Below are 20,379 nucleotides of genomic sequence, written 5' to 3' on the forward strand. Positions count from 1 at the left end.
GTTTAGGTTCGTTTATAGGGGGAAAATAGTTCCCCGCTGTTAAGCAATCAAACAGGTTCCGAATTTACGCTGTTGAAAAAGATGCAGGTTATTGGCATGGCCAATATAGACGTTGGTAACTCCTTTGGATATGGCATCAAAAGCATTGAATAGCTTTGGGATCATGCCATCATGAATTACTTTTCCTTCCTTTAAAGTTTCAAACTCCGAGGATTTAATGGTCTCAATCACGGAATTATCATCATTTACATCTTTTAGAACACCATTTTTATCGAAACAATAAATCAGTGATACTTCGTATAGTTTAGACAGTGCAACCGCCAATGAAGAAGCAATAGTATCTGCATTGGTATTCAGGAGCTGCCCATGTCCATTATGGGTAATGGCAGAGAATACCGGGATAAATTCTGCTTCCAATAGCTTTTTAATGGCTAAACCATTGATGGAATCGGCAAGAATATCACCCACAAAACCATAGTCGATTTCTCTTACAGGTCTTTTTACAGCTTTGATCACGTTTGCATCTGCCCCGCATAAGCCGACAGCATCACAGTTATATTTTTGAAGTTCAGCAACAATATTTTTGTTGGTCAACCCGGCATAGACCATGGTAACCACATCCAACATCGCTGCATCCGTTATTCTTCTTCCTTCTACCATTTTGGCCTCAATTCCCATATCGCTTGCGATACGGGTCGCAATTTTACCACCGCCATGAACCAGGATTTTGCGACCTGGCAGCGCTGAAAATTTCTCCAAAAAGGCAGATAATTGATTGGCATCATCGATCACATTCCCACCAATCTTAATAATATTTAATACCGACATGAATTCTTAGCTTTTCAAGTCCTCCAACATTCTTTTCAATACCACTTGAGCAGCCCACACCCTATTGCTTGCTTCTTTGATCACCAACGAATTTGGTCCATCCAAAATCTCGGAGGATAATTCCAAATCCCGACGGACCGGCAAACAGTGCATAACCTTCGCATCATTGGTCAATTTCAATTTCTCATTATCCATCATCCAGTTTTCATTCACTGGATAGACAGCGCCGTATTCTTTATAGGAAGACCAGTTTTTCACATACACAAAATCGGCATCTTTCAAGGCTTCTTGAAGGTCAGTAGTAATATGTGCTCCTTGGGTAAAATCCTCATTCAGCTCATATCCGGCAGGTTGTGCTACAGTAAAATCCAATAGCCCTTCCGCCTGTGCCTTGCTCATCCATTCGGCAAATGAATTAGGAACAGCCTGAGGAAGCGCCTTCACATGTGGAGCCCAAGCCAGAACAACCTTAGGTTTATCCTTTTTCTTGTGTTCCGTAATCGTAATAAGATCCGTTAAGCTCTGTAGTGGATGTCTGGTAGCACTCTCTAAGGAAACTACGGGAACCCCACAATAGTTGATGAACTTATTGAATAGATCTTCTGAATAATCTGCCTCTTTATCTTTCAAGGTTGGGAAAGATCGTAGGCCGAGGATATCGCAATATTCGCCCATAACAGCCGCAGCCTCACGAATATGTTCTACGGTCGTACCATTCATCACTACACCATCGCGTGTCTCCAACGCCCACCCGTCTTTGTCCATATTCATCACCATGACATTCATCCCTAAATTCATGGCAGCTTTCTGCGTGCTTAAACGTGTTCTCAGGCTGGGATTCAAAAATACCAAGCCTAACATTTTATGTTTTCCTAATGCTTCTTGGGCATTCGGATTCGCCTTTATAGCTAATGCTTCTGCAACAATATCCTTTAGGTTATCGACATCCGCAACGGAAAAAAACTTCTTCATTTTGTTGATTTATGCTTTTAATCTTTCGTCAAATGCAGTTAAAAAACGATCTGCCATTTCTTTGTTCATATTCAATGCCGGAAGCAACCGGATAACATTTGGCTTGGCTTCACCCGTAAAGATTCTATTTTTCAATAAAAGATCCTTTTTCACTTGGGCCAATTCCTCAGGTAATTCAATACCGATCATCAATCCTCTTCCGCGTACCTCCAAAACCTTATCAAATTTTTTCAATTCTTCGATCAGGTAATTTCCGATAGCTTCTGCGTTTGCCAGCAGATTATCTTGTTTGATGACTTCTAAAACAGCAACCGCTGCAGCACAGGCCAAGTGGTTACCCCCGAAGGTAGTGCCTAAAAGTCCAAATGAGGCCTTAAATTTAGGAGAGATAATGATTCCTCCTATTGGGAAACCGTTGCCCATTCCTTTCGCCATGGAATAGATATCAGCTACCACCCCTGCATAATCATGGGAAAAGAAAAGTCCGGTTCTTCCATAACCACATTGCACCGAATCTGCAATGAATACAGATCCATATTGATCACAAAGCGAACGAATTAATTTTAAGAAAGGAATGGAGGCCTCTCTGATTCCACCCACTCCTTGGATCCCTTCAATAATCACTGCCGCGATTTCATTGCCATATGAAGCAAATGCTTCTGTTAATGCTTCCTCATCATTGAATGGCAAGAAAACAACATTCTCCGTTTGATTGACCGGGGCAACAATACTTGGGTTATCGGTAGCAGCCACCGCCAAGGAAGTTCTCCCGTGGAAGGATTTACTGAATGCAATGACTTTCTTTCTTCCCGTATGGAAAGAGGCCAATTTCAACGCATTCTCATTAGCTTCAGCACCTGAATTACACAAGAATAGACTAAAGTCATTCTTTCCGGAAACTTCCCCTAATAGGGTTGACAATCGTCGTTGGATTGGAATCAATACCGAATTCGAATAGAAAGCGATATTATTTAATTGATTGGTAATTGATTCTACATAGTGCGGATGCGTATGTCCGATAGATATTACGGCATGTCCACCATACAAGTCAAGGTATTCCGTACCTTGTTCGTCCCAAACGATTGATCCTTTAGCTCTTACGATATTAATGGGAGTTACAGGATAAACATTAAAAAGTTCCATGGATTGTGTAATAAAATAATAAAGTTTAGAATGTCAAATGTACAAATAAAATAAAAACGATTTGGGTTAAAATACCATAAAAAAAGAGGTATCAAAACTGATACCTCTCTTTTTTCTATAAACCGAAAATATTATTCGTCAACTTTTTTACCACCGTCTAATTCGGCTTTAAGTTTTTCTAATTCTTCGAATTTACCATCTGCAGCTAATTGTGCTTGCTCAGCCCAAGTAGTAGGATCTGCAGTGTTAAAGTTAGATCCTGCTTCAGTTAAAATTTCTTTTACTTTTTCAGCATCAGTTTTTGCTAATTCAGCGTAAGTGCTGATTCCAGCTGCAGTTAATACTTCAGCAATTTTAGGACCGATACCTTCAACGATTGTTAAATCATCAGTTGCTGGAGTTGCTGCTGCTTTAGTTTCAGTAGCTTCAGTAGCTTTTTTCTTAGTAGCTCCACGACGGCGAGTAGCTTTTTTCTCAGTCTTAGCAGTTTTACCATAAACTTCGTTATAGTCTACTAATTCGATGAATGCCATCTCCGCGTTATCACCTAAACGGTTTTCCAATTTGATGATACGTGTGTAACCACCTGGACGAGATGCTACTTTCTCTGAAATCTCGCGGAACAAGATAGTAACAGCATCTTTGTCTTTTAAGTAAGCGAATACCGTACGACGTGAGTGAGTCGTGTCGTTTTTAGATTTTGTAATCAAAGGCTCCACATAAGTACGTAATGCTTTTGCTTTCGCTAAAGTAGTCGTAATACGTTTGTGTTTGATCAATGACGTCGCCATGTTAGCTAACATCGCCTTACGGTGACTGTCAGTGCGGCCTAAGTGATTTACTTTTTTTCCGTGTCTCATTTTGTTAATTGTTTTTGTGCGTACCGTTCTTATTTCCTGAGTTGAACCAACCCACCTCTAAGAGGAATTACGCAACAGGTCGCTTATTATTATTGTTAATTATTATTCTTCGTCTAACTTGTACTTAGCCAAGTTCATACCGAATGATAAACCTTTCGATTTTACCAATTCTTGGATTTCACTCAAAGATTTCTTACCGAAGTTACGGAACTTCAACATATCAGCTACGTCGTATGTTACCAACTCAGCCAATGTGCGAATATCTGCAGCTTTCAAACAGTTCAATGCACGTACAGAAAGATCTAGATCTACCAATTCAGTTTTCAAGATCTTACGCATGTGAAGGATCTCTTCATCAACTACCTTAGTTTCTTCTTTAGTTTGAGACTCTAACAACATGTTTTCGTCAGAGAACAACATAAAGTGTTGGATAAGGATCTTAGCCGCTTCTTTCAAAGCTTCTTCTGGATGAATAGAACCATCTGTAGAAATGTCCAACAACAATTTCTCGTAGTCAGTCTTTTGTTCTACACGGTAATTCTCAATGGTGTATTTAACATTCTTGATCGGAGTATAGATAGAATCAATTGCGATTACGCCTACTGGACCATCTGTTACCTTGTTCTCCTCTGCATTTACATATCCACGTCCTTTAGCTACTGAAAGTTCAACCTCAACAGTAACAGAGCTATCCATGTTACAGATAACTAAATCAGGATTAAGAACTGTAAAATTGTTGGAGAATTTCGTAATATCACCAGCAGTAAATTGATCTTGACCATTGATAACTACAAAGATCTTTTCGTTATCGCCTTGTTCACCTGATTTCTTGAAACGAACTTGTTTCAAGTTTAAGATGATTTCCGTAACGTCTTCTACAACACCTTTGATGGTAGAGAATTCGTGCGACACGCCTGAGAATCTTATCGACGTAATTGCATATCCTTCTAGTGAGGACAATAAAATACGGCGCAAAGCATTACCAATAGTTACTCCAAATCCTGGCTCTAATGGACGAAATTCGAAGGTACCATCAAAATCAGTAGATTTCTGCATGATAACTTTATCCGGTCTTTGAAATGCTAAAATTGCCATTTATGTTCTTTTAAGTTTATTTACTATACATGAGAAAATAACAACATGCATCTCCTTATGAAATGCATGTTGTTATCAATTATTATTTAGAGTACAACTCTACAATTAAGTTTTCTTTAATGTTCTCAGGAATGTCTGCTCTTTCAGGGTAGCTTAAGAAAGTACCTTTAAGCTCATTTGCATTCCACTCTAACCAACCAAATTTGTTGATTTTTCTTCCAGCTACGGAATTAACGATAGCCTCAAGAGATTGAGAACGTTCGCGAACGGCAACTACGTCACCTGGGCGAACACTATATGATGGAATGTTAACAACTTCGCCGTTAACTGTAATGTGTTTGTGCGATACTAATTGACGCGCAGCTGAACGTGTAGGAGCAATTCCTAAACGGTAAACGATATTATCTAAACGTGCTTCTAATAATTTCAAGAAGTTCTCACCAGTAATACCTTGTTTAGCTGCCGCTTTTACGAACAAGTTAGAGAACTGACGCTCTAAAACTCCGTAAGTATATTTTGCTTTTTGCTTTTCTAACAACTGAATTGCGTATTCAGATTGTTTACCTCTTCTTTTTGATGGTCCATGTTGACCTGGAGGATAATTCTTTTTCTCTAAGGCCTTATCTGGGCCGAAAATTGGCTCTCTAAATTTACGAGCTATTTTGGACTTAGGTCCTGTATATCTTGCCATTTCTTGTGCTGTTTGAAGTATCTATCAGCCTATAGCTGACGAATCTTATCTTAAACAAATATTGTTATTAAACTCTTCTGCGTTTTGGAGGACGACAACCGTTGTGAGGAAGTGGAGTAATATCCTTGATTGTTGTAACGTCGATACCAACTGTTTGCAGTGAACGGATTGCTGACTCACGGCCTGCACCCGGTCCTTTTACGAAAACTTCAACTTTACGTAACCCTAAGTCGTAAGCAACTTTCCCGCAATCACTTGCAGCTTGACCAGCAGCGTATGGAGTATTCTTTTTAGAACCTTTGAATCCCATTTTACCAGCTGATGACCATGAAATTGTTTGACCTTGATTATTAGTCAAAGTTACGATGATGTTGTTAAAAGTAGCGTTGATATGAGCTTGTCCTACAGGCTCGATAACTACGATACGTTTTTTAGTAACTTTTTTACTTTTAGCCATTTCTTACTTATTATTTAGTAGCTTTTTTCTTGTTTGCAACTGTCTTACGTTTACCTTTTCTCGTACGAGAGTTATTCTTAGTACGTTGTCCACGAACTGGAAGGTGCTTACGGTGACGTAGTCCACGGTAACATCCAATATCCATCAAACGTTTAATGTTCAATTGTACTTCTGAACGTAAAGCACCTTCTACTTTGATCTCATCATTGATGATAGTACGAATAGCTGCTAATTGATCATCATTCCACTCTTGAACTTTCACGTCTTCACTGATGCCTGCTTTCTCTAGGATATAAGCAGCAGTGTTGCGACCAATACCAAAAATATAGGTAAGGCCAATAACACCTCTTTTGTTTTTAGGTAAATCTATACCTGCGATCCTTGCCATATAATATTTTAAGCGATTATGTTAAAATTAACCCTGACGTTGTTTGAACTTAGGGTTCTTTTTATTGATTACGAAAACTTTTCCTTTACGACGGATAATCTTACAATCCGCGCTACGTTTTTTAATTGATGCTCTAACTTTCATCTTGAGTATTATTTTTAAAAGCTATTCCAAGAAAAAATTCTTATTTATAGCGGTATGTAATTCTTCCTTTTGTTAAATCATAAGGAGACATTTCAAGCTTTACTTTATCTCCAGGTAAAATCTTAATATAATGCATACGCATTTTACCAGAAATGTGGGCAATGATCTCATGCCCATTCTCTAATTCTACGCGAAACATTGCATTAGAAAGTGCTTCTTTTATGATGCCGTCTTGTTCTATTGAGGCTTGTTTAGCCATATATACCGTTTTATTTTATGTATTAACCCGCAAACAGGAGTGCAAAGATAAATAAAAATAATTGAAAACCAATTACTTTTTCTCTAAAACTTTCTCTATTGCTTCAAAATTCAACAACACATCTGGAGCGCCTTTTCGGATGGCTACCATCTGTTCAAAGTGAGCAGAAAGCTTACCATCAACTGTACTTACCGTCCAGCCATCGTCCCAAAATTTAACACCGGCCTTTCCCGCATTGATCATCGGTTCGATACAGATCACCAAACCTTCTTCCAATTTTGGTCCAGAACCACGTTTGCCATAATTCGGAACTTCCGGCTTTTCATGTAAGTGAAAACCAACTCCATGCCCTACCAGTTCACGGACGATTCCGTAATGATAAGGTTGAACGTATTCTTGAACTGCAGATGAAATATCACCTACTCTTTTTCCAGCAACTGCTTGCTCAATACCGGCATATAAAGAAGCCTTGGTAACTTCAAGCAATTGTTTCGCCTCATCAGATACTTCTCCGACTGCAAAAGTATAAGCAGAATCACTAATGAAACCATTCAGGTTAACACCGCCATCAACGGAAACAATATCCCCTTCTTTAAGTGCATAGTCACTTGGAAATCCATGAACGATCTGATCGTTTACCGAGATACATAGTGAATATGGAAACCCATGGTAATTTAGGAATGCTGGTGTACCCTTATGATCACTGATAAAATCAAACGCAAACTTATCAAGTGAAAGCGTGGTTACCCCAGGCTCAATGATTCCAGCAATTTCAGCAAGCAATTGCGAGAGTACATTTGCTGACTCCCGCACCTGCTCAATCTCTTCTGCTGTTTTATAATATACTTTAGACATTCAGAATTATAATGCTGATTGATCGTAACCTTCCACAGTACTAGCCGTACTTCTTCCTTTAACTCTACCCGTTTTCATCAATCCGTCGTAGTGACGCATCAATAAGTGCGATTCAATTTGTTGAATGGTATCCAGAACAACACCTACCAAAATCAAAAGGGAGGTACCGCCATAGAAATGTGCAAATTGATTGTTCACACCGAACAAAGTAGCAATCGCAGGTAAGATGGCAATAATCGCAACGAAGATTGCCCCTGGAAATGTAATATGAGAGATGACGTTATCAATAAATAAGTTTGTTTCATAACCTGGTTTAACGCCAGGGATGAAACCTCCGTTCTTCTTCATGTCTTCAGACATTTGCTGCGGATTAACCATAATCGCGGTATAGAAGAAGGTAAATGCAATGATCAATAAAGCAAATACCACATTATACGTAACGGATGTATAGTTACTCAACGAAGTCAAAAAGTCTGATTGCACATTCGGAAAGAACTGGGTTAAAGACATAGGTAGAAACATGATTGCCTGAGCGAAGATAATCGGCATTACACCTGCCGCATTTACCTTCAGAGGAATATACTGACGAACTCCACCGATCTGTTTGTTACCCACGATTTTCTTCGCATACTGTACAGGGATCTTGCGAACACCTTGTACGATAAGGATCGTAAAGATCACAACAAAGAATAAAGCAACGAATTCGATCAACAATGGAATCGGACCACCACCACCTTGGGTCATACGAGATGCCCATTCAGCAGTAATACCTGCCGGTAATTGAGCAATAATACCTGCCATGATGATCAAGGAGATACCATTTCCAATACCTTTATCCGTAATTTTCTCACCAAGCCACATCACAAACAATGTACCTGCTGTCAAAACGATAGCGGAAAGAATGGAGAACATAGGATCTGCAATTGTTTTAGCTTCAGGACCGATTTGAGTCTTCACATAAGCAACTGCTTGAACCAACGTAATTGCCACGGTTAGGTAGCGTGTGATCTGCGTCATTTTCTTACGACCAGACTCTCCTTCTTTCTGCATCTTTTGAAATGCAGGAACAGCAATCCCCAATAGCTGCACAACGATAGAAGCAGAGATGTATGGCATTACCCCTAACGCAAAAATAGCCGCACGGGAGAATGAACCTCCGGCGAACATATTAATCAGGTTAAGAATGTCATTACCACCTTCCCTATTTTGTACCAGAGCATCTGGATCTACACCTGGTAATACCACGTGACATCCGATGCGGTATATTAGAAGAAATAGTAACGTATTCAAAATACGATTACGTAATTCGTCTATCTTCCATATATTGGTTAAGGTTGTGATTAGTTTCTTCATGTAGTATTACAATTTAACGATAGAACCGCCTGCTGCTTCGATAGCTTTTTGAGCTGAAGCTGAAAATGCATGTGCTTTAACTTCTACTTTTGCAGTGAATTCACCACGTCCTAAAATCTTGATCAAATCATTCTTTGATACCAATCCGTGAACACGTAATGCTTCAAAATCAACCGAAGTTAAATTATGTTTCTCCACTAAACCTTGTAATACATCTAAGTTAATACCTACATACTCTACACGGTTGTGGTTTTTGAAACCAAATTTAGGCACACGACGTTGCAAAGGCATCTGACCACCTTCGAAACCGATCTTCGTAGAGTTACCTGAACGAGATCCTGCTCCTTTGTGACCACGAGTGGAAGTACCACCACGTCCAGATCCTTGACCACGACCAATACGTTTTCTTGTTTTCGTTGAACCAGCTGCTGGTCTTAAATTACTTAAATTCATTTTCTTGTTGAATGATGTTACCCCTTCGCTCTCACTAAACAGGTAGTAACAATTAAAAAATAGTATTAACAAAATGGAAAGGATAGTGAGTATCCCTTCCATTTGGAAATTCTTAGATTGCCTCTACTGCAACTAGGTGGTTCACTTTACGAACCATACCAATGATCGCTGCTGTAGCTTCAACTTCTACTGAGTGGTTGATACGTTTCAATCCTAATGCCTCAATAGTTTTCTTTTGGCGCTCGCTTCTGTCGATAACGCTCTTTATCTGGGTAATTTTAATTTTTGCCATGATATTAACCGTTAAATACTTTGTTTAAATCGACACCGCGTTGTTGTGCAACGGTATACGCATCACGCATGTTTGCTAATGCATCGATTGTTGCTTTAACCACGTTGTGTGGGTTTGATGATCCTAATGATTTCGCCAATACGTCTTTGATACCTGCAGACTCTAACACGGCGCGCATAGCACCACCCGCTAGAACTCCTGTACCACTTACCGCTGGTTTGATCAAAACTGAACCACCAGAGTATTTACCGTATTGTTCGTGAGGTACTGTACCTTTGATGATAGGAACTTTTACCAAGTTCTTTTTCGCATCGTCGATACCTTTAGTGATCGCTTCAGTAACCTCTTTAGCTTTTCCTAATCCGTATCCTACGATACCATTCTCATCTCCAACTACCACGATAGCTGAAAAACTAAATGTACGACCACCTTTAGTTACTTTCGCTACACGTTGGATGCTTACTAAGCGATCTTTTAATTCAATCTCGCTTGATTTTACTCTTTTAATATTGCTTAATGCCATTTTCCTTAATTGATTAAAAGTCTAAACCGCCTTCGCGAGCACCCTCAGCCAATGACTTAACACGGCCGTGGTATAAGTACCCATTACGGTCAAAAACTACTTTGCTAATTCCTGCTGCGATCGCTTTCTCTGCAACTAATTTTCCAACAGCTTTAGATTGCTCTACTTTGTTGCCTGAGGCCGCAAAGTCTTTTGAGTTTGAAGATGCAGATGCTAAAGTTTTACCATTTACATCATCAATAATCTGTGCGTAGATACCTTTATTGCTTCTGAAAACTGTTAAACGTGGACGTTCTGTTGATCCAGCCAGGTGTTTTCTGATTCCTTTTTTGATTCGCTCTCTACGAGCTGATTTAATTCCTGCCATGGTTATTATTTTTTAGCTGATTTACCTGCTTTTCTTCTTAATACTTCACCCGCAAACTTGATACCTTTTCCTTTGTATGGCTCTGGCTTACGGAAGCTACGGATCTTAGCCGCGATCTGTCCGATCAATTGTTTGTCGGTAGACTCCAACGTAATTGTTGGGTTTTTTCCTTTTTCAGCAGTTGTTGTTACAGTAATTTCCTTTGGCAATACGAATACAATCTGGTGAGAGAATCCTAAAGTTAATTCTAATGTATTACCAGTGTTTGATGCACGGTAACCAACACCCACTAACTCTTGTGTAGTTTTGTACCCTTCTGTTACACCTACCACCATGTTGTTCAACAGGGCGCGGTATAATCCGTGTAATGCTTTGTGTTTCTTTTGTTCTGTAGGACGAGTTACGACGATGTTACCATCTTCTTGTTGTACCGTAATGTCTCTGTCTACTTGTTGTGATAACTCACCTTTAGGGCCTTTAACAGTTACCAGGTTCTTGTCTGAAACTGTAATCGATACTCCCGAAGGGATAGCGATTGGCGCTTTTCCAATTCTTGACATTTTTGTGTTTTTTTCCTAGATTAATAAATGTAACATAAAACCTCTCCACCAACGTTTTGAACGGCAGCTTCTTTGTCTGACATTACTCCTTTAGAAGTAGACAAAATCGCAATTCCTAAACCATTCAATACACGAGGTAAGTTGTCAACACTTGCATACTTTCTTAAACCAGGTTTACTCACACGTGTCAATGTGCGAATAGCCGGTACTTTGCTAATTGGGTGATATTTCAACGCAATCTTGATCGAACCTTGAGGTCCTTCTTCAATAAATTTGTAATTAGCAATGTAACCTTTGTCGAAAAGAACTTTTGTGATTTCTTTTTTAAGGTTCGATGCAGGAATTTCAACAACCCTGTGGTTGGCCTTGATGGCATTCCTTACTCGGGTAAGGTAATCCGCTATTGGATCTGTATTCATTATATGTATTAAATTATGATAACGGTTTCTATCTTCTAACCTAAGAAATAGACCTGCTATCTGTTAAAAATATTGCAATGCAAAAAAAACCCGATAAATCGCATTAAGCGATTTATCCGGGCAAAAGTATAAATTTTTTATGAATTACCAAGAAGCTTTTTTCACCCCTGGGATTTTTCCGTCTAATGCCATCTCACGGAATGTTACACGAGAGATACCGAATTGACGCATATATCCTTTAGGACGGCCTGTTAATTTACAACGGTTGTGCAAACGAACAGGAGAAGCATTCTTAGGCAATTTGTCTAATGCAGCGTAATCACCTGCAGCTTTTAATGCCGCACGTTTCTCTGCAAATTTTGCTACTAATTTTTGACGCTTTACTTCACGCGCCTTGATTCCTTCTTTAGCCATTGTTGTTCGTGTTTTGATTTTTGAATGGTAATCCGAATTGTTTCAATAACTCTAAAGCTTCGATATCATTCTTAGCAGATGTTACGAAAGTAATATCCATACCTGCGATCTTGTTGATCTTGTCAATGTTGATCTCAGGGAAGATGATTTGCTCAGTGATACCTAAGTTGTAGTTACCACGTCCATCGAAACCTTTATCGTTGATACCACGGAAGTCACGGATACGAGGCAATGAAACTGCGATCAAACGATCTAAGAATTCATACATGTTGTTGTCACGCAAAGTAACACGTGCTCCGATTGGCATACCTTTACGTAATTTGAAGTTGGAAATATCCTTCTTCGATTTCGTAGGAACTGCTTGTTGACCAGTAATAGTCGTTAACTCAGTAATCGAGTTATCGATCAATTTCTTGTCAGCTGTTGCAGCACCGATACCTTGGGAAACAACGATTTTCTCCAATTTAGGAACTTGCATAACGCTCTTGTATTGGAACTTCTCTTTAAGTGCTGTACGGATTTCCTCCGCATATTTCACTTTTAATCTTGGAACGTATGTCATTATTTGATTTCCTCCCCTGATTTTTTAGCGTAACGAACTATTTTACCATCTGCATTCACTTTACGTCCTACACGGGTTGGATTACCTGTCTTAGGATCGATTAAAGCTAAGTTTGAGATGTTGATGGCAGCTTCTTTCTCGATGATACCACCATTAGGATTTGCTGCACTAGGTTTAGTGTGTTTTTTAACGATGTTAGCGCCTTCAACTACTGCTCTGTTAGCATCCACTAAAACTTGCAATACTTTTCCTTGAACACCTTTAGAGTTACCAGCGATAACTTTCACTAAATCTCCTTTTTTAATTTTGATTTTGTGCGTAGTTTTTTGTGTTTTCTGTGCCATAATTATAAAACCTCCGGTGCTAGTGATACAATCTTCATGAACTGCTTCTCACGTAACTCTCTAGCTACTGGGCCAAAGATACGTGTACCGCGTGGTTCATCGTTGTTATTTAACAATACTGCAGCATTGTCGTCGAAACGAATGTAAGAACCATCTTTACGACGGATTTCTTTTTTCGTACGTACTACTACAGCTTTTGAAACTGATCCTTTTTTCACGTTTCCTGAAGGGATAGCGCTCTTAACGGTAACAACAATTTTATCACCGATAGATGCATAACGCTTGCGCGTACCGCCCAATACACGAATTACTAAAACCTCTTTAGCACCGCTATTGTCAGCTACATTTAGTCTTGATTCCTGTTGTACCATGTTATTTAGCCCTTTCTAAAATTTCTACTAATCTCCAGTTCTTAGTCTTACTCAGCGGACGAGTTTCCATAATTAATACCGTATCGCCGATACCGCAGGTATTTTGTTCGTCATGAGCTTTAAATTTAGTAGTTTTCTTAACGAATTTACCGTAAATTGGGTGCTTCACTTTACGCTCAACAGCCACTACGATAGACTTGTCCATCTTGTTGCTAACTACTAAGCCGATTCTTGTTTTTCTTAAATTTCTTTCCATTTCGACTTAAATTTTATGCCTCAGCGGCTGTTTCAGATTTTGCTGCATTATTACGCTTAGAGATCTCGGTAGAGATACGTGCAATAACTTTGCGAGCTGCTTTGATCACGTTAGGGTTTTCAATAGCAGAAACAGCATGTGCAAATTTCAATTTGTTCAAGGCAGCTTTCTCTTCAGCGAGACGAGCTGTTAAATCCTCAGTTGATAATTCTACGATTTCTGAATTTTTCATTTTTCAATTTGTTGTGCCGGGTTATCCGCTTGTTTTACTAGGCCTTACAGGTAACGGCTGTAAGGCTTAACATGGGACATTACCGACGATTATTATGCTTCTACGTAGTCTCTACGTATAACAAACTTCGTTTGAACCGGTAATTTTTGAGCAGCTAAGCGTAATGCTTCTTTCGCGATTTCCAATGGAACTCCCTCTGCTTCAAATAACATACGGCCTGGGCGCACTACCGCTACCCAATATTCTGGAGCACCCTTACCTTTACCCATACGTACCTCTGCAGGTTTTTTCGTAACTGGTTTGTCAGGGAAAATGCGGATCCATACTTGACCTTCACGTTTCATGTAACGTGTAACGGCAATACGAGCTGCCTCAATCTGACGGCTAGTGATCCATGCTGGCTCCATTGATTTGATACCGAAAGAACCGAAAGCTAATTCTGCTCCACGAGAAGCATTACCTTTCATACGGCCTTTCTGCATCTTTCTGAACTTCGTTCTTTTTGGCTGTAACATGTTCGTATTCTATTTAACTCTGTCTAGACAGATAGTTTTAAATCTTTAATTAATTAATCTCTTTTTGCACCACGGTTGTTATCGCGACGACCTCCACGGTTGTTATCACGACGGCCACCTCCACGGTTGTCACGACGGTCATTACCACCTTCGTTTCCACCACGGGTTTTTACGCCTGATGCTTGACCGATGTTAGGAGAAAGATCTCTCTTTCCGTATACTTCACCTTTACAGATCCATACTTTAACACCAATCTTACCGTAAGTTGTCAATGCTTCTGCTAATGCATAATCGATATCAGCACGCAATGTGTGCAAAGGAGTTCTTCCTTCTTTGTACTGCTCGGTACGTGCCATCTCAGCACCACCTAAACGACCAGAACACATTACCTTGATACCTTCAGCACCCATACGCATAGTAGATGCGATAGCTGTTTTCATTGCACGACGGAATGAAATACGAGCCTCTAATTGTTTTGCAATACCTTCTGCAACCAATTTCGCGTCTAATTCCGGACGTTTGATCTCGAAAATGTTGATCTGAACATCTTTCTTAGTTAATTTCTTTAACTCTTCTTTGATCTTATCAACTTCTTGACCACCTTTTCCGATAACGATTCCTGGACGTGCAGTGTGGATAGTTACCGTGATACGTTTCAACGTACGCTCGATAACAACCTTCGCTACTCCGCCTTTGGCGATACGTACTGAAAGATATTTTCTGATTTTTTCGTCTTCAACTAACTTATCAGAATAGTTGTTGCCTCCGAACCAATTAGAATCCCATCCTTTGATGATCCCTAATCTGCTACCTATTGGATTTGCTTTTTGTCCCATTCTTTTATTTATTAGTTATTAACGTTATTTAAACTATCTACTACCAAAGTTACATGGTTTGAACGCTTACGGATTCTGTAACCACGACCTTGTGGAGCTGGACGTAATCTCTTCAATTGACGACCACCACCTACAGATACTTCTTTTACATATAAGCCACTGTCTGCAACTGAAGAACCTTCGTTTGCTGCTTCCCAGTTTTTGATCGCCGACAATAATAATTTCTCAACTCTTACTGCAGCTTCTTTGCTTGTATGTTTAAGAATGTAAAGAGCGTTCTCTACTTTCTGACCACGGATTAGATCTACCACTAAACGCATTTTACGAGGCGATGTAGGGCAGTTTAATAATTTGGCAGTAGAAGCTCCTCCTACTTGAGCTTTTTCCTGCTCTTTGCGCTGTTTAATTAAAACAGATTTTTTGAGTTTTTTTGTTGCTTCCATTACCTATTATTTTTTCTTTTCTGCGTGGCCTCTGAAAGTACGCGTAGGCGCAAATTCACCAAGCTTGTGACCAACCATATTCTCTGTTACATAAACCGGAATGAATTTATTCCCGTTGTGCACTGCGAAGGTATGGCCAACAAAATCAGGTGAAATCATTGATCTACGAGACCAAGTCTTAATTACTGACTTCTTGTTTGTTTCATTCATAGAAAGAACTTTTCTTTCTAAGTTGTGATCGATATAAGGACCTTTTTTAATTGAACGAGCCATTATTTTTTCCTTCTCTCAATGATGTAACGATTCGATGTTTTCTTCTTGTAACGAGTTTTGTAGCCTTTCGCTAAAACTCCTGTGCGTGAACGAGGGTGACCTCCTGAAGAGCGACCTTCACCACCACCCATAGGGTGATCTACCGGGTTCATAGCCACACCACGAACTCTTGGACGACGGCCTAACCAACGCTTACGACCCGCTTTACCTAATACTTGGTTCGATTTCTCAGCATTTGATACTGAACCAATCGTAGCAACACAAGTCAATAAGATCATACGTGTCTCGCCTGAAGGCAATTTGATGATTGCATACTTGCCATCACGTGCAGACAATTGTGCATATGTACCTGCTGAACGTGCAATGGAACCACCTTGTCCAGGGTTCAATTCAATGTTGTGAATGATAGAACCCAATGGGATGTTTGCCAATGGCATAGTATTACCTACTTCTGGGGCAACGTTCTCGCCTGCAACTACTGTCTGACCAACGGTCAATCCAGCTGGAGCAATGATGTAACGCTTCTCACCATCAGCGTAGTGCAATAATGCAATACGTGCTGTACGGTTCGGATCGTACTCAATTGTAGCTACCTTTGCAGGGACGTCTTTTTTATCGCGTTTGAAATCAATTAATCGGTATGCTTTCTTATGTCCCCCACCGATGTAACGCATAGTCATTTTACCGGAGTTATTACGACCACCTGAACGCTTATTGATGCCAACTACTAATGATTTCTCAGGAACGTTTGTTGTAACGTCCGAGTAATCAGCACCTACTCTAAAACGAGTACCAGGGGTAACCGGTTTGAATCTTTTAACTGCCATTTCTTATTATAGTGTACTGTAAAAGTCAATAGTTTCACCATCTTTCACCGTGATGATGGCTTTTTTATACTTAGGGCTTCTTCCTGAAACAAATCCTGCTTTTGTATAACGGCTTTTTGCTTTACCAGCAACTACCGCTGTGTTTACTGCTACCACAGTAACACCGAACATAGCTTCAACAGCTGTTTTGATTTGAATCTTATTTGCTCTATGATCTACTTTGAAAGCGTAACGGTTTCCTTTTTCCGTCAACAATGAAGCTTTCTCCGTTAAAATAGGTTTTTTAATAATTTCCATATTACTTAGCGAATGCTTCCTCCAAAGTTTTAACAGAATCTGCTGTCAACAATAATTTTGTAGCGTGCAATACATCATATGTATTCAAATCTGATGCTACAACAACTTTTGCTTTCTTCAAGTTTCTGCTTGATAAATAAACATTTTTGTTGTACGCTGGCAATACCAATAAGGTTTTTTCGTCAGCGATGTTTAATGCATTTACTAAAGCCAAGTAGTTTTTAGTTTTGATCGTATCGAAGTTTACTTCGTCCAATACTAAAACATTGTTCTCTTGTACTTTGTAAGATAATGCAGATTTACGTGCTAATTGTTTCAATTTCTTGTTCAATTTGAAACTGTAGTCACGTGGAACTGGACCGAATACACGACCACCTCCGTTAAACAATGGAGATTTGATAGAGCCCGCACGAGCACCACCAGTACCTTTTTGTTTGTGTAATTTACGAGTTGAACCCGCGATCTCATTACGTTGTTTTGCTTTGGCTGTTCCTTGGCGTTGGTTCGCTAAGTATTGTTTCACATCCAAATAGATCGCATGGTCGTTTGGCTCTAAGCCGAAAACTGATTCAGGAAGTTGCACCTTGGCACCTGTTTCTTTACCTGATAAATTTAATACGTTAACTTCCATCTCTACTATTTGTCTACGATTACATATGAACCTTTAGCTCCTGGAATGGAACCACTAACAACGATTAGGTTTTGCTCAGCATAAACTTTCAATACTTGTAAGTTTTGAACTTTTACTCTGTCTCCACCTGTACGACCTGCCATACGAGTACCTTTGAATACTCTGGAAGGCCAAGAAGAAGCTCCCAATGAACCTGGTGCACGTAGTCTGTTGTGCTGACCGTGAGTCGCACCACCTACACCACCAAATCCGTGACGCTTCATAACGCCTTGAAATCCTTTACCTTTAGAAGTACCAACTACATCTACGTACTCGCCTTCTTCGAATAAAGTAACATCAACAACGTCACCTAGTTGTTTCTCATCCTCGAAAGTTTTGAATTCAACTAGTTTACGCTTAGGACTTACGTCTGCTTTCGCAAAGTGTCCTTTTAAAGGTGCGGTTGTGTTCTTTTCCTTGGCATCATCAAATCCAAGTTGAACAGCTGAATAACCGTCCTTCTCTACCGTACGTATCTGCGTTACCACGCACGGCCCAGCCTCGATTACTGTACATGGGATGTTCTTCCCATCAGCGTTGAACAGGCTGGTCATTCCTACTTTTTTACCAATAATTCCTGACATGTTATAAATAAATTAATTAAAAGTCCATCGAAGCAGTAGGGCTTCGCTCAAGACACAATTCTCCCATTAAGGGATTGCAAAAGTACAAACATTTTTATAACTATCAAATAGTTAGTAAATTATTTTTTTAATATTGATGTTTCCATCTACAAATCTCTACTTCTAAACCTCAATAATTCACTCCCTCTTCTATCCAAAAAATCACTACTTATCCCCCGCAACAATCCACTCCCCTCAACTCCCCGATTTTCATCCCCTGTCATCCTGAGCATCGTCGAAGGATCTGTACGCTTAAAACCTCCGAACAGATCCTTCGACTTCGCTCAGGATGACATTCTGCCTACCCACCACCAAATCCCAATCCCATCCCATCCCATCCCATCCCATCCCAACCAACCCAACCCCGAAACCAACCCCAACAAAAAAGCGAGGGGTCCACCCCTTGCTCCATTAAATATCTATTATCTAACGTCTATAATCTAACGTCTTACTACTAAATACTAACTACTAACTACTCCCCTAAAACTGTCCCGTATTCAGCATCACCAACGTACAAGCTTCCACCACTTCAATCCCTTGCGCTCTTGCCTTATCCGCCAATTCCTGATTTTCTGCACCAGGATTAAAAATAATGCGTTTCGGGTTAGTCTTCAACACATAATCATAATATGCCGATTGATTCTGAGGCCCAACATACAGGGTAACCGTATCAATATCATCGTGAATCTCCTCTGCAGGTTCGATTTCAACGCCAGCAACCTTCCCTGTCTTGCGCCCTACATTGACAATTGGAAATCCTTTGCGCACTAATTTATTCGCTACTAAATATGAATATCTAGCTGGGTTAGTACTCGCCCCTAAAATCAAGGTTTTTTTCATAATAAATTTATTTTAGCTATTTGCTACCACTAGCCTCTACATATTCGCCACTAGCATTGTAAGCATTTTGTCTCAAAATAGGAATTTCTAATATCTTATACAAATTATCTAGATTATTCAAACTGCCATTTGCCATGTTCGTCAACAGCACAATAACCACATCGTTTTTCAAGTCCCTAACATACAAACTCTTAAATCCATGCCACCAACCTGTATGGTAAACCATCGGATTTCCTGGTGGATTAAAGGTTCGCCAGCCATATCCATAACTGAACAAGCTTCTTTTCGCATCACTCCTTGGCACATAGGCCGAATCAAGCGTCTCCTGTTTCAATATCCGCCCATCGCGGATAGCCAGATCCAATAGGAACATATCCTGAACCGTACTGTAAATACCCTTATCTCCCACCGGTCCATCCAAATAATTCTGGACTACAGAACGTCTCCAAACCCTATCATGGCCAATCACCTTCGTAGGGATCTTTTCATAAACAGCCTTGGAATATACGTTGGTATGTTTCATTCCTGCAGGATCAAAAATGGCTTCCTTCATGTAAACTGCGAAATCTTTTCCAGTTACCTTCTCAATAATTGATCCCAACACCATATAGTTCGAATTATTATAATGGAACCTTCCATCAGGAGCTCCATATCTATTCGGGTGATGTTGAATCAACAAGTTCATCGCCTCCTGATTGCTCATTCCTTTCTTCTGATCCCTCTTCTCTGCCCTATACACGTCTTCCGAAAAATAAACATAGTTAGGAAGACCAGAACGGTGGCTCAACAGTTGTTTTATGGTGATGCCTGGGTATGGAAAGTTCGGATAGAAATCATTGACCGTCTGATCGAGTTTCAATTTCCCTTCTTCCACCAGTTTCATAACAGCCAAACCCGTCAATGGTTTTGATGCGGACGCCAATTCAAACTGTGAACCTAGATTCAAGCTGTCCTTCAGCAGGTAATCTGCCCATCCAAAGGAGTTCTGATACAGAATCTTTCCTTTTTTGGCTACCAGCACATTCCCATTGAATCCTGAACGCTTATGGAGGTTCTGCATAAACGCATCGATCTCCATGTTCGCTGCCTTCGGATCGTATAGTAAACTGATGCTATCTTTCTTTGCTTGATTGACCTTGACCTCTTGTTGTTTGGCCTCTGGGGAAGCACAGGACATGACAACCATTGCCCCTAAACCCATCATTAAAAATAACCTT

Annotated in this window: 34 protein-coding genes; all 34 read right to left on the reverse strand. The window is 39.9% G+C overall.

Features of this window, described 5'->3' with window-relative positions; translation table 11 throughout:
- Nucleotides 1–39: 39 nt before the first annotated feature.
- The 34 genes from argB to CRJ00_RS03415 all read right to left on the reverse strand — a co-directional run bounded on the left by argB (nucleotide 40) and on the right by CRJ00_RS03415 (nucleotide 20,348).
- On the reverse strand, nucleotides 40–828 hold the full coding sequence (argB, locus tag CRJ00_RS03250) for an acetylglutamate kinase (RefSeq protein ID WP_099365455.1): 789 nt from the start codon (nucleotides 826–828) through the stop codon (nucleotides 40–42).
- Between the two features lie 6 nt (nucleotides 829–834).
- Entirely contained in the window at nucleotides 835–1,800 is a 966-nt protein-coding gene (locus CRJ00_RS03255; RefSeq protein ID WP_099365456.1) for an acetylornithine carbamoyltransferase, read from the reverse strand.
- 9 nt (nucleotides 1,801–1,809) lie between these two features.
- The gene (locus CRJ00_RS03260; RefSeq protein ID WP_099365457.1) at nucleotides 1,810–2,943 is read right to left on the reverse strand and encodes an aspartate aminotransferase family protein; all 1,134 of its coding nucleotides are present in this window, start codon (nucleotides 2,941–2,943) and stop codon (nucleotides 1,810–1,812) included.
- 131 nt (nucleotides 2,944–3,074) lie between these two features.
- Nucleotides 3,075–3,803: a 50S ribosomal protein L17 gene (gene rplQ, locus CRJ00_RS03265; protein WP_099365458.1), complete on the reverse strand. Its 729-nt coding sequence runs from the start codon at nucleotides 3,801–3,803 to the stop codon at nucleotides 3,075–3,077.
- Between the two features lie 102 nt (nucleotides 3,804–3,905).
- The gene (locus CRJ00_RS03270) at nucleotides 3,906–4,898 is read right to left on the reverse strand and encodes a DNA-directed RNA polymerase subunit alpha (RefSeq protein ID WP_099365459.1); all 993 of its coding nucleotides are present in this window, start codon (nucleotides 4,896–4,898) and stop codon (nucleotides 3,906–3,908) included.
- 82 nt (nucleotides 4,899–4,980) lie between these two features.
- On the reverse strand, nucleotides 4,981–5,589 hold the full coding sequence (rpsD, locus tag CRJ00_RS03275) for a 30S ribosomal protein S4 (RefSeq protein WP_099365460.1): 609 nt from the start codon (nucleotides 5,587–5,589) through the stop codon (nucleotides 4,981–4,983).
- 67 nt (nucleotides 5,590–5,656) lie between these two features.
- On the reverse strand, nucleotides 5,657–6,046 hold the full coding sequence (gene rpsK, locus CRJ00_RS03280) for a 30S ribosomal protein S11 (protein WP_099365461.1): 390 nt from the start codon (nucleotides 6,044–6,046) through the stop codon (nucleotides 5,657–5,659).
- 10 nt (nucleotides 6,047–6,056) lie between these two features.
- Nucleotides 6,057–6,434 carry a 30S ribosomal protein S13 gene (gene rpsM / locus CRJ00_RS03285; protein WP_099365462.1) on the reverse strand — a complete coding sequence of 126 codons (378 nt, stop codon included), beginning with the start codon at nucleotides 6,432–6,434 and terminating at the stop codon, nucleotides 6,057–6,059.
- A gap of 27 nt (nucleotides 6,435–6,461) precedes the next feature.
- Nucleotides 6,462–6,578, reverse strand: a complete 117-nt coding sequence (ykgO, locus tag CRJ00_RS03290; RefSeq protein WP_013665024.1) for a type B 50S ribosomal protein L36 — start codon at nucleotides 6,576–6,578, stop codon at nucleotides 6,462–6,464.
- A 40-nt stretch (nucleotides 6,579–6,618) separates the two neighbouring features.
- Complete coding sequence (gene infA, locus CRJ00_RS03295) at nucleotides 6,619–6,837, reverse strand: translation initiation factor IF-1 (protein WP_021071231.1); 219 nt, start codon at nucleotides 6,835–6,837, stop codon at nucleotides 6,619–6,621.
- A gap of 72 nt (nucleotides 6,838–6,909) precedes the next feature.
- On the reverse strand, nucleotides 6,910–7,692 hold the full coding sequence (map, locus tag CRJ00_RS03300; protein WP_099365463.1) for a type I methionyl aminopeptidase: 783 nt from the start codon (nucleotides 7,690–7,692) through the stop codon (nucleotides 6,910–6,912).
- Nucleotides 7,693–7,698: 6 nt separating this feature from the next.
- Nucleotides 7,699–9,045 carry a preprotein translocase subunit SecY gene (gene secY, locus CRJ00_RS03305; RefSeq protein ID WP_099365464.1) on the reverse strand — a complete coding sequence of 449 codons (1,347 nt, stop codon included), beginning with the start codon at nucleotides 9,043–9,045 and terminating at the stop codon, nucleotides 7,699–7,701.
- Between the two features lie 6 nt (nucleotides 9,046–9,051).
- Nucleotides 9,052–9,498 carry a 50S ribosomal protein L15 gene (rplO, locus tag CRJ00_RS03310; RefSeq protein ID WP_099365465.1) on the reverse strand — a complete coding sequence of 149 codons (447 nt, stop codon included), beginning with the start codon at nucleotides 9,496–9,498 and terminating at the stop codon, nucleotides 9,052–9,054.
- 112 nt (nucleotides 9,499–9,610) lie between these two features.
- The gene (gene rpmD / locus CRJ00_RS03315; RefSeq protein ID WP_099365466.1) at nucleotides 9,611–9,790 is read right to left on the reverse strand and encodes a 50S ribosomal protein L30; all 180 of its coding nucleotides are present in this window, start codon (nucleotides 9,788–9,790) and stop codon (nucleotides 9,611–9,613) included.
- Between the two features lie 4 nt (nucleotides 9,791–9,794).
- A complete protein-coding gene (gene rpsE, locus CRJ00_RS03320; RefSeq protein ID WP_099365467.1) occupies nucleotides 9,795–10,313 on the reverse strand; it encodes a 30S ribosomal protein S5 in 519 nt (172 codons plus the stop codon).
- A 13-nt stretch (nucleotides 10,314–10,326) separates the two neighbouring features.
- The gene (rplR, locus tag CRJ00_RS03325) at nucleotides 10,327–10,680 is read right to left on the reverse strand and encodes a 50S ribosomal protein L18 (protein WP_099365468.1); all 354 of its coding nucleotides are present in this window, start codon (nucleotides 10,678–10,680) and stop codon (nucleotides 10,327–10,329) included.
- A gap of 5 nt (nucleotides 10,681–10,685) precedes the next feature.
- Nucleotides 10,686–11,240: a 50S ribosomal protein L6 gene (gene rplF, locus CRJ00_RS03330; RefSeq protein WP_099365469.1), complete on the reverse strand. Its 555-nt coding sequence runs from the start codon at nucleotides 11,238–11,240 to the stop codon at nucleotides 10,686–10,688.
- Between the two features lie 20 nt (nucleotides 11,241–11,260).
- The gene (gene rpsH / locus CRJ00_RS03335; RefSeq protein ID WP_099365470.1) at nucleotides 11,261–11,659 is read right to left on the reverse strand and encodes a 30S ribosomal protein S8; all 399 of its coding nucleotides are present in this window, start codon (nucleotides 11,657–11,659) and stop codon (nucleotides 11,261–11,263) included.
- A gap of 144 nt (nucleotides 11,660–11,803) precedes the next feature.
- Entirely contained in the window at nucleotides 11,804–12,073 is a 270-nt protein-coding gene (gene rpsN / locus CRJ00_RS03340) for a 30S ribosomal protein S14 (protein ID WP_093364161.1), read from the reverse strand.
- On the reverse strand, nucleotides 12,066–12,635 hold the full coding sequence (gene rplE, locus CRJ00_RS03345; RefSeq protein ID WP_099365471.1) for a 50S ribosomal protein L5: 570 nt from the start codon (nucleotides 12,633–12,635) through the stop codon (nucleotides 12,066–12,068). Before rplE ends, rpsN begins: the two co-directional genes overlap by 8 nt.
- The gene (gene rplX, locus CRJ00_RS03350; protein ID WP_099365472.1) at nucleotides 12,635–12,979 is read right to left on the reverse strand and encodes a 50S ribosomal protein L24; all 345 of its coding nucleotides are present in this window, start codon (nucleotides 12,977–12,979) and stop codon (nucleotides 12,635–12,637) included. The genes rplE and rplX overlap by 1 nt, the downstream gene beginning before the upstream one ends.
- A 2-nt stretch (nucleotides 12,980–12,981) precedes the next feature.
- Nucleotides 12,982–13,350 (reverse strand): 50S ribosomal protein L14, encoded by a 369-nt coding sequence (gene rplN, locus CRJ00_RS03355; protein ID WP_037498951.1) that lies wholly within the window; start codon nucleotides 13,348–13,350, stop codon nucleotides 12,982–12,984.
- 1 nt (nucleotide 13,351) lies between these two features.
- The gene (rpsQ, locus tag CRJ00_RS03360; RefSeq protein WP_013665010.1) at nucleotides 13,352–13,606 is read right to left on the reverse strand and encodes a 30S ribosomal protein S17; all 255 of its coding nucleotides are present in this window, start codon (nucleotides 13,604–13,606) and stop codon (nucleotides 13,352–13,354) included.
- A gap of 13 nt (nucleotides 13,607–13,619) precedes the next feature.
- Nucleotides 13,620–13,838: a 50S ribosomal protein L29 gene (gene rpmC, locus CRJ00_RS03365; protein WP_099365473.1), complete on the reverse strand. Its 219-nt coding sequence runs from the start codon at nucleotides 13,836–13,838 to the stop codon at nucleotides 13,620–13,622.
- 92 nt (nucleotides 13,839–13,930) lie between these two features.
- The gene (gene rplP, locus CRJ00_RS03370) at nucleotides 13,931–14,353 is read right to left on the reverse strand and encodes a 50S ribosomal protein L16 (protein WP_099365474.1); all 423 of its coding nucleotides are present in this window, start codon (nucleotides 14,351–14,353) and stop codon (nucleotides 13,931–13,933) included.
- Between the two features lie 53 nt (nucleotides 14,354–14,406).
- Nucleotides 14,407–15,189 (reverse strand): 30S ribosomal protein S3, encoded by a 783-nt coding sequence (rpsC, locus tag CRJ00_RS03375; protein WP_099365475.1) that lies wholly within the window; start codon nucleotides 15,187–15,189, stop codon nucleotides 14,407–14,409.
- Between the two features lie 11 nt (nucleotides 15,190–15,200).
- A complete protein-coding gene (rplV, locus tag CRJ00_RS03380) occupies nucleotides 15,201–15,632 on the reverse strand; it encodes a 50S ribosomal protein L22 (RefSeq protein ID WP_099365476.1) in 432 nt (143 codons plus the stop codon).
- A 6-nt stretch (nucleotides 15,633–15,638) separates the two neighbouring features.
- Nucleotides 15,639–15,905 carry a 30S ribosomal protein S19 gene (gene rpsS / locus CRJ00_RS03385; RefSeq protein WP_002997495.1) on the reverse strand — a complete coding sequence of 89 codons (267 nt, stop codon included), beginning with the start codon at nucleotides 15,903–15,905 and terminating at the stop codon, nucleotides 15,639–15,641.
- The gene (gene rplB, locus CRJ00_RS03390; protein WP_099365477.1) at nucleotides 15,905–16,732 is read right to left on the reverse strand and encodes a 50S ribosomal protein L2; all 828 of its coding nucleotides are present in this window, start codon (nucleotides 16,730–16,732) and stop codon (nucleotides 15,905–15,907) included. Before rplB ends, rpsS begins: the two co-directional genes overlap by 1 nt.
- Before the next feature lie 6 nt (nucleotides 16,733–16,738).
- Entirely contained in the window at nucleotides 16,739–17,029 is a 291-nt protein-coding gene (gene rplW / locus CRJ00_RS03395) for a 50S ribosomal protein L23 (protein WP_099365478.1), read from the reverse strand.
- A gap of 1 nt (nucleotide 17,030) precedes the next feature.
- Complete coding sequence (gene rplD, locus CRJ00_RS03400) at nucleotides 17,031–17,660, reverse strand: 50S ribosomal protein L4 (RefSeq protein WP_099365479.1); 630 nt, start codon at nucleotides 17,658–17,660, stop codon at nucleotides 17,031–17,033.
- A gap of 5 nt (nucleotides 17,661–17,665) precedes the next feature.
- Complete coding sequence (rplC, locus tag CRJ00_RS03405; RefSeq protein WP_099365480.1) at nucleotides 17,666–18,283, reverse strand: 50S ribosomal protein L3; 618 nt, start codon at nucleotides 18,281–18,283, stop codon at nucleotides 17,666–17,668.
- 519 nt (nucleotides 18,284–18,802) lie between these two features.
- Complete coding sequence (locus CRJ00_RS03410) at nucleotides 18,803–19,162, reverse strand: CoA-binding protein (RefSeq protein ID WP_099365481.1); 360 nt, start codon at nucleotides 19,160–19,162, stop codon at nucleotides 18,803–18,805.
- A 16-nt stretch (nucleotides 19,163–19,178) separates the two neighbouring features.
- Entirely contained in the window at nucleotides 19,179–20,348 is a 1,170-nt protein-coding gene (locus CRJ00_RS03415) for a serine hydrolase domain-containing protein (RefSeq protein ID WP_373560866.1), read from the reverse strand.
- Between the last annotated feature and the right edge of the window lie 31 nt (nucleotides 20,349–20,379).

Origin of the sequence: Sphingobacterium sp. 1.A.4, assembly GCF_002734245.1 — a bacterium.
GTDB lineage: Bacteria > Bacteroidota > Bacteroidia > Sphingobacteriales > Sphingobacteriaceae > Sphingobacterium > Sphingobacterium tenebrionis.